At 75.4% G+C, this 2072-nt stretch carries 2 protein-coding genes; both read left to right on the forward strand.

Annotation, left to right across the window (positions count from 1 at the left end):
- Positions 1-1003 precede the first annotated feature (1003 nt).
- The gene (locus ACFV4F_RS32865) at positions 1004-1132 is read left to right on the forward strand and encodes a hypothetical protein (protein WP_380440244.1); all 129 of its coding nucleotides are present in this window, start codon (positions 1004-1006) and stop codon (positions 1130-1132) included.
- Between the two features lie 117 nt (positions 1133-1249).
- Positions 1250-2023, forward strand: coding sequence for a hypothetical protein (locus ACFV4F_RS32870; protein ID WP_380440246.1), 774 nt, complete (start codon positions 1250-1252; stop codon positions 2021-2023).
- The last annotated feature ends 49 nt before the right edge of the window (positions 2024-2072 follow it).

A 2072-nucleotide genomic window follows, 5' to 3' on the forward strand; every position in this document is an offset into this window, starting at 1 on the left:
CCCCGCCCCCGCTCCCCCCCGTGTGCCCCCTCGCGGGGCCGCCCCCCCCCGGGGGGGGGGCGGTTCGCCTGACGGGGGCGGCGGACCCGGGGTCCGCGGTTCCGCACGGCACCTGCCGGTCCTGCTGCGCCCCTCCGTCCGGCTTTCCTGCCCCAGAGCACTCTGCCCGCAACGGCGGTGTGCTTTCCCGACGATCCGAGAGGTGGGTGGATCCATGCCGCAGCCCCGGCAGCCCCGGCAGCTCCGACGGATACCGGTGGACGGCCGAGGACGTGCCGTCCGCGGGCGAAAGGCGCGGGTGGCCGGTGCCGCGGTCGGCGTGGTGGCCATGTGCGCGCTGCTGAGCGGCGCGTCGGCCTCGGGCGCCGTGCGCCACGGCGGGGGGCACCCGCACGGGCCGGTCGCCGACGTCTGCGTCTGCACCGGCACGGACGTCTCGGTGGACGTCGGGCCGGACGGGCACGACGTCAGCGTCGGGGTCGGGGTCGGCGTGGACGTCCAGGTGCACTGGCACCACCCGTGCCGGCCGCACGGCGATGACGATGACGACGACGGGCAGGACGGCAAGGGCGGGGACCACGGCGGGGACCACTGGGACCACGGGTACCACTGGGGACACCATCACCATTCGTGCCCGAGCCCGACGCCGACACCGACCCCTACGCCGACTCCAACCCCGACTCCGACACCCACCCCGACCCCCACGCCGAGCGCCACACCCCCGAGTCCGACGCGCACACCGGCGCCTCCGCCCCCGTCGTCGGCACCCCCGCCGCCGCCCGCACCGGCGCCGGCCCCGCGACTCCCCGCTCCGGCCGTGCCGCAGACGCCCCGGCCGGCGCCCCCCGTGCCCCGCGCGGCCCCTTCGCCGAGCCCGGCCGCGGTGCTCCCCACCCCGGCGGCGAGCCCGCCGCCTCCGCCCCCGCCGACCCCGGCGTGGCCGACTCCCGCGCCGCAGGTCCGCTACCACGTGCCGGTCGGTCAGCCCCTGGCGGAGGCCCCGGTGCACCACCGCACCGCCAAGACGACCACCACGATGCTCATCGTGACCGTGCCCGCGGTGATCGCGGCGGCAGCGCTGCGCCCGGGCCGCGGCGGTGGTGGCGGCCGAGGCCGGTCGAGCGGTTCCTGACCGCCGCCCGCCCGCCCCTGAAGAACCCCTGAACAACCCGCTGGGCCCGGACCTTTCGCGTCCGGGCCCCACCCCGACATTCCCCGTCACCGAGCAGAGCCAGAGAAGGGAGTCCCCATGGACGAGTGGGTCGCTTTGGCCATCGCCATGGCGGCGGCGTGCGCCGTCGTCGTGGCGGTGGTCGTGCTACGGCACCGCCGGGTGGGCACCGTGAAGCACGCCGAGACCCCGGACGTGATCGAGTACATCACGATGATGATCGGCGTGGTCTACGCGATCGTCCTCGGCCTCGCGATCGCGGGCGTCTGGGAGGCGCGCGGCAGCGCCCAGGACGGCGTGTTCCGCGAGGCCCAGTCGCTCCAGGAGGTGAGCGACCGGGCGGTGGTCTACCCGGCCGAGGTCCGCGACAAGATCAGGGCCGACGTGGACGCCTACGTGTCGTACGTCGTCCAGGTCGAGTGGGACTACATGCGCGACCACGGGAGCGTCTCCGACAAGGGCAACGAGCTGCTGGCCCAGGTGCGTTCGGACGTCGCCACCCGGCAGCCCGCGAACGAGCTGGAGGCGCAGACCTACCAGCCCGTGATGGACCGGATCGCCGCCGCCACCGACGCCCGCAACGCGCGCGGGCAGAACGCCGGGCCGACGATGCCCGGGGTGGTCTGGTTCGGGCTCATCGCGGGCGGGCTGGTCACCTTCGGCATGCTCTTCGCGCTCCAGATCCGGCGCACGCCGCGGGAGTTGATCCTGGCGGGCTGCTTCAGCGCGCTGATCGCGTTCCTGCTGTTCATGATCTGGGACTTCGACGACCCGTTCGGCGGGAGCGTCCGCGTCACCACGCAGCCGTTCACCGATCTCTTTCCGCACCTGAACCTGGGCGGCGGTGACTAGTCACCGAAGGCCCGGGGCCGGGGCGCCCGCGGCGGGGACGCCCGCGCCC

It is taken from the genome of Kitasatospora sp. NPDC059722 (assembly GCF_042733235.1).
Classification (GTDB): Bacteria; Actinomycetota; Actinomycetes; order Streptomycetales; family Streptomycetaceae; genus Kitasatospora.